General features: G+C 70.8%; 8 protein-coding genes. 1 reads left to right on the plus strand and 7 read right to left on the minus strand.

Annotated elements, in window-relative coordinates:
- The 6 genes from ACK42S_RS15175 to ACK42S_RS15200 all read right to left on the minus strand — a co-directional run.
- A partial coding sequence (locus tag ACK42S_RS15175; protein ID WP_409709356.1) for an AAA family ATPase occupies window positions 1–468 on the minus strand: 468 nt, incomplete at its 3' end.
- Between the two features lie 38 nt (window positions 469–506).
- Window positions 507–1,487 (minus strand): S1C family serine protease, encoded by a 981-nt coding sequence (locus tag ACK42S_RS15180; RefSeq protein WP_409709361.1) that lies wholly within the window; start codon window positions 1,485–1,487, stop codon window positions 507–509.
- Window positions 1,488–1,709: 222 nt separating this feature from the next.
- Window positions 1,710–2,396 carry a 2-hydroxychromene-2-carboxylate isomerase gene (locus ACK42S_RS15185; RefSeq protein ID WP_409709364.1) on the minus strand — a complete coding sequence of 229 codons (687 nt, stop codon included), beginning with the start codon at window positions 2,394–2,396 and terminating at the stop codon, window positions 1,710–1,712.
- The gene (locus tag ACK42S_RS15190; protein ID WP_409709367.1) at window positions 2,393–2,617 is read right to left on the minus strand and encodes a DUF1289 domain-containing protein; all 225 of its coding nucleotides are present in this window, start codon (window positions 2,615–2,617) and stop codon (window positions 2,393–2,395) included. Before ACK42S_RS15190 ends, ACK42S_RS15185 begins: the two co-directional genes overlap by 4 nt.
- Window positions 2,614–3,114, minus strand: a complete 501-nt coding sequence (locus tag ACK42S_RS15195; protein WP_409709370.1) for a YbaK/EbsC family protein — start codon at window positions 3,112–3,114, stop codon at window positions 2,614–2,616. The genes ACK42S_RS15190 and ACK42S_RS15195 overlap by 4 nt, the downstream gene beginning before the upstream one ends.
- On the minus strand, window positions 3,111–4,031 hold the full coding sequence (locus ACK42S_RS15200; protein WP_409709373.1) for a hydroxymethylglutaryl-CoA lyase: 921 nt from the start codon (window positions 4,029–4,031) through the stop codon (window positions 3,111–3,113). The genes ACK42S_RS15195 and ACK42S_RS15200 overlap by 4 nt, the downstream gene beginning before the upstream one ends.
- Window positions 4,032–4,153: 122 nt before the next feature.
- Here ACK42S_RS15200 and ACK42S_RS15205 point away from each other — a divergent pair, with 122 nt between their 5' ends.
- Window positions 4,154–4,459 (plus strand): hypothetical protein, encoded by a 306-nt coding sequence (locus tag ACK42S_RS15205; protein WP_409709376.1) that lies wholly within the window; start codon window positions 4,154–4,156, stop codon window positions 4,457–4,459.
- Window positions 4,460–4,482: 23 nt separating this feature from the next.
- On the opposite strand, the gene ACK42S_RS15210 is transcribed toward ACK42S_RS15205, so the two are convergent.
- The coding region (locus ACK42S_RS15210; protein WP_409709378.1) for a biotin/lipoyl-containing protein at window positions 4,483–5,632 on the minus strand (1,150 nt) is incomplete at its 5' end.

A 5,632-nucleotide genomic window follows, 5' to 3' on the forward strand; every position in this document is an offset into this window, starting at 1 on the left:
GATGGGGTTTTGCGTGGCCATCACGAGGAAGGGCCGGGGCACGGGATGCGTCTGCCCTGCGATGGTGACCTGGTACTCCTGCATCACCTCGAGCAAGGCACTTTGCACCTTGGCCGGGGCGCGGTTGATCTCGTCGGCCAGCAGCAGATGGGTGAAGACCGGCCCCAGCGAGGTGTTGAACTCGCCCGTCTTCTGGTTGTAGATGCGCGTGCCCACCAGGTCGGCAGGCACCAGGTCGGGCGTGAACTGCACGCGCCGGAAGCTGCCGCGCATCACCCGCGCCAGTGTCTTCACGGTGAGCGTCTTGGCCAGACCCGGCACACCTTCGACCAGCAGGTGGCCCTGGGCCAGCATGGCCACCAGCACGCGCTCAAGGAAGTGGTCCTGCCCGACGACGACGCGCTTGACTTCGTAAAGCACCCTCTGCATCTGCTCGGCCACGGCGTTGGGGGAGGTGGTGAGGTCCATGCGGGCGTCCTTTCGTCGGGGGTCCAGAGAAACAAGCGTCAGAAGGGCGACAGGCCCACGGCCGCGGCGGCGTTCTCGATGGGCACGGCAAACCCGATGCCGACGAAAACACGGTGCTCGGTCGGGTTGAGGATGGCGGTGACGATGCCCACGACCTCGCCGTCGGCCGTGACCAGCGGGCCGCCCGAACTGCCGGGGTTGGCCGCCGCATCGAACTGGATCAGGTTGGTCAGAATGCGCTCGCCCTCGGGCGAGCGGAATTCGCGGTCCAGGCCCGAGACCACGCCGGCCGTGGCCGTGGGGCCAATGCCGAAGGGAAAGCCCACGGCCACCACCGCATCGCCCACGGCCAGGTCGCCCGTGGAGCGCAGCGTGGCCGCAACGAGGTCGTCGGGCAGGCTGCGCGGCTTGATCACCGCGAGGTCGTTCTCCGGCTGGGCCGCCACCACGTCGGCCTCGGCTTCATGCCCATCGTCGAAGACCACCTGCAGCCGCGGTGCCCCCATCACGACATGCAAATTGGTGAGGATCAGGCCTTCATCGACGATGACCACGCCGGTGCCGGTGCCGATCTCCCGCTGCTGTCCCTGGGCATTGGGCAGGCTTAGCCCCCGCACGCGCACCACCGAGGGCCGGATCTTCTCGTAGGCCTTGGCCGCCATCGACGGCAGGGGCTTGTTCGCCAGGGTGTGCAGCACCGCCTTGTCGATGTCGTCCTGCGTGAGGCGCCCCAGGGGCTCGCGCCAGGCGTCTTGCAGCAGCGTCAGCGCAAGGCCCAGCAGGCCGCCGGCCAGCACCAGCCCCCAGCGCTCGTGACGCCCCGCCCAAGCCCGCAGGCGGGCCCGGCGCCCGGCAGGCTGCGACACACCGGAGGCGCCGGCGGGGGGGCTGCCCGCGGGAGGGGCCGCCGGGCCCACTGCGGGAGCGTCGGCCGATGGCCGGACCCGCGGTGTCGCAGCACGGGCCGGTTCAGCCGGCCCCACCGGCTTGGAACTGCTGTACAGCGCACGCTTGCCCATCGGTCACCTGCCCCGACCGCCACCTCGTGCGCGATGCCTGCGCAGACGCTCCGTGCGGCGGTGGCGCCGACCGCATGGAATCGCTGGCGGGCGGGTCAGCCCACCTTCCCCCGGACGCTAGCACGTCACAGGCCTGGATGCATCTTGCCGCCGGCAACCCCACAGTGCAAGCGGGTCATGTGCACGCTTCGCTCCGGCTCAGGGCGGCCGAGCGCCGAGCCCTCAAGGCTTGCCCGGCGCGGCGCGGCGCACGAGGCCGCCGGGCACACGGGCGGCGGCCTCCCAGGCCGGCCCCTCGAACCAGGGGTCTCCCCGCAGGAAGGCAGCCAGCAGCTCCAGGCCGTCCAGCCCCCAGAAAGCCCGGCCCTCGACCACCACCGTGGGCACCCCGAACAGGCCCGCGGCCACGGCCTGATCCGTGTTGCTGCGCAGCATGGCCTTGACCGTCTCGTCGCGCGAGGCGGCCAGCAGCGCCTGGGCCTGGCCGGGTGCGAGCGCCTCGGCCAGCGCCTCGAGTTGGGCGGTCTCGCCGGCGGCCTCGCCGCTGCGCCACACCCGGCGCAGCACCGTTTCGCAGGCGAAGCGGTTGGCCGCTCCCGGCACAGCCGAGGCCTGCCCATGGGCCAGCAGCAGGCGCGACAGCGGCAAGGGGTTGAACGGGTGGACCGCCGGCATCACCAGCGGGAGGTCCAGACGGTGTGCCAGCCAGGCCACCTGGCGGTAGGTCCAGTCCCGCTTGGGCGGGATCTCGGCCGGCCCGAGCTGGCCCCAATGCTGCAACAGCCCCGCGAACAGCACCGGCCGGTAGCTCACGGCGCACGACAGGCCTTCGAGCACCTGAGGCAGCCGCTCGAAGGCCAGGTAGGCATACGGAGAGACCGGGTCGAACCAGAACTGCAGTGTTTTCATGATCCCTCCGGGGACATGCGCGCTGCGGCCTGCCGGCGCGCGGGCAGTTGCTTCCATACCGCGCGCTTGTCGCCATCGCTCATCGTCGACCAGGCGGCGATCTCCTGCAGCGTGCGGTGGCAGCCCTCGCACCAGCCGGTGGCCGCGTTCATGCGGCACACGCTGACGCAGGGGCTCGGGACCCGCCCCGGCTGGGGCGGCGACGGCACACGAGGGCTCACAGCACCACGTCCTCGACCGGTGCGCCCGTGAGCGCCACCAGTTGCTGCGGCGCCACCGGAAAGACCCCGTTGGGATGCCCCGCCGCGGCCCACACCACATCGAAGCGGAAGAGCTCGCGGTCGATCAGCATGACCGGCGGCTGCAGATGCGCCACGGGCGACACGCCCCCGATCGAGAACCCGGTGCGCTCCTTGACGAACCGTGCATCCGCGCGCGCCAGCGATCCGACCAGCGCGGCCACCTTGCGCTCGTCCACGCGCTTGTCGCCCGAGGTCACGACCAGCACCGCGGCATCGTCGGCCTGGCGGCGGAACACGATGCTCTTGGCAATCTGGCCCACCACGATGCCCAGGGCATCGGCCGCCTCCTGGGCCGTGCGCGCGGCCACCTCCAGGAACACCGGCGGCTGCGGATGACCGGCTTGCGCCAGCGCCCGGGCCACGCGCTGGAAGCCCTCGGGGCGTTCGCTCAGATCGGCGGGGGCGACGACACTCATGCCGCGGCCTCCTCGCGCACACGCTTGGCCAGCAGGGCATTGGCGGCACGCGACACCGGCTTGCGGCCCAGCACGCGCGAGATGAAATCGCCCGCATCGACCAGCGCCTGTAGATCGATGCCGCAATCGATGCCCAGGCCCTGCAACAGGAAGACCACGTCCTCGGTGGCCACGTTGCCGGTCGCCCCCTTGGCATAGGGGCAACCGCCCAGGCCCGCCACGCTGGCATCGAAGTGGTGGATGCCCATCTCCAGGCAGGCGTAGATGTTGCCGATGGCCTGGCCGTAGGTGTCGTGGAAATGGCCGCTCACCTCGTGCAGCGGGTAGTGGCGCAAGGCCCGCTCCATCGCGGCGCGTACCTGGCGCGGCGTGCCCACGCCGATGGTGTCGGCCACCCCCACGTGCTGCACGCCGATGTCCTTCATCAGGCGCACCACCCGCTCGACCTCGTCGGGTGAGACCTCCCCTTGGTAGGGGCAGCCCACGGCGCACGAGATGGCCCCGCGCACCTTCAGGCCCTGCTCGCGCGCGGCCTGCACGACCGGGCGGAAGCGCTCGATCGATTCCTCGATCGAGCAGTTGATGTTGCGCCGGCTGAAGGCTTCGCTGGCCGCACCGAAGACGACGATCTCGTCGGGCCGGGTGGGCAACGCCGCCTCCAGGCCCTTCATGTTGGGCACAAGCACCGAGTAGCGCACGCCCGGCTGGCGCTGCAGGCCGGCCATCACCTCGGCGTTGTCGGCCATCTGAGGCACCCATTTGGGGGAGACGAAGCTGGTGACCTCGATCTCGCGCACACCGGCGGCCTGCAAGCGGTGGACCAGCTCGATCTTGTGGGCCGCTGGCACGGGCTGCTTCTCATTTTGCAGGCCATCGCGCGGGCCCACGTCGACCAGGGTGACACGTTCAGGAAACATCGCCAATCTCCAGCAAAGCACTCGGATTGTGCCCCCCAAAAGTAGGGGGGAACTCCACCTTAATGGGGATGGCCGACCCATGCCGGGAAGAGAAAAATTCCCCCATCACGAGGACACCCGCCATGGACCCCCGCACCCATCGCCTCCAGATCGCCACCCGCATCCACTTCGCCCTGCTGCGCGAACTGGGCAGCGGCATCGACGTGGGCTTGATGCTCAGCCGCGAGCTCTACGCGCTGGACGTGCTCAACGTGTGCCGCGCCAGCGAGAACGAGGAGCTCGAACGCCTGGCCGAGCAGTTCGTCCACGCCAGTCTGCCGCGCCCGCTGGCCGTCCCCCCGTCTACCCGCCCGGCTGCCCGCCGTGGCCGCGCCTGGTGGCGCACCCTGGGCTCGGCCCTCGGGCCGGCCGCCCTGGCCGCCCGCTGACGCCCAAGGCGCGGCGGGCGCCTTCACGACACCGTCAGCCGCAGCAGTTCGGCGCCCTCGGCCACCTGGTCGCCCACCCCGTACAGCAAGGCTTCGATCACGCCATCGGCCGGGGACGCGATCGTGTGCTCCATCTTCATCGCCTCCATCACGACCAGAGCCTGGCCCTTCTTGACGGCCTGGCCGGCACTCACATGCAAGGCCAGCACCTTGCCGGGCATCGGTGCGGTCAGCCGACCGCCGTCGTGACCGCCCTCGCCCGCATGGGCGATCGCGTCGATCCATTGGAGCGCGGCCACGCCTTCGGGGGCGAACACATGGAAATGCTCGCCCTGGCGGTACACCGTCAGGCGCCAGCGGGATTCACCCAGCACCACCTCGTGCACTTCGGCCGAGCGTGCATGCACCTGCAGCGGCTGCCGCTGCCCCCCCAGGTCGAGCATGTGCCGGCCATCGTGCAGGTATTCGAGGAAGGCCACATGACGCTCGCCGCCGGCCTCGATTTCCATGCGCCGGCGCGCCGTGCCATGCAGCCGCCAGCCGTCGCGCCGGCTCCAGGGGTCGGCATCCTGCAGCGCCGCCTCGTCGGCCAGCACACGCGCGGCCACACCGGCCACCGCACAGGCCAGGGGCAGGCCGGGCCGGCCGAAGAGATGAGCGCGCTCGCGCTCGATCAGCGCGGTGTCGAGGTCGGCCCCGGCGAATGACGCGCTGGTCACCACACGGCGCAGGAAGGCCACGTTGGTGTGCAGGCCCACGATGTGGATCTCGGCCAGCGCCGCATCGAGCCTTGCCAGGGCCTGCTCGCGCGTGTCGCCATGCACGATCAGCTTGGCGATCATCGAGTCGTAGTGGGGGGAGATCTCGTCGCCCTCGCGCACGCCCGCGTCCACGCGCACCGGCGCCACCGCGAATTCGCTGGCCTGTGCCGGCAGACGGAAAACCCGCAAGGGCCCGGTGGCGGGCAGGAAGTTGGCCTCAGGGTTCTCGGCGCACAGCCGCGCCTCGATGGCATGGCCGCGGATGCGCAACTCCTCCTGCCGCGCCGGCAGCGGCTCGCCGGCGGCCACGCGCAACTGCCACTCCACCAGGTCATGGCCGGTGATGGCCTCGGTGACCGGGTGCTCCACCTGCAGCCGCGTGTTCATCTCCATGAAATAGAAGCGGCCGTCT

This window comes from Caldimonas sp. (assembly GCF_046289365.1).
Taxonomy (GTDB): Bacteria; Pseudomonadota; Gammaproteobacteria; order Burkholderiales; family Burkholderiaceae_C; genus Caldimonas.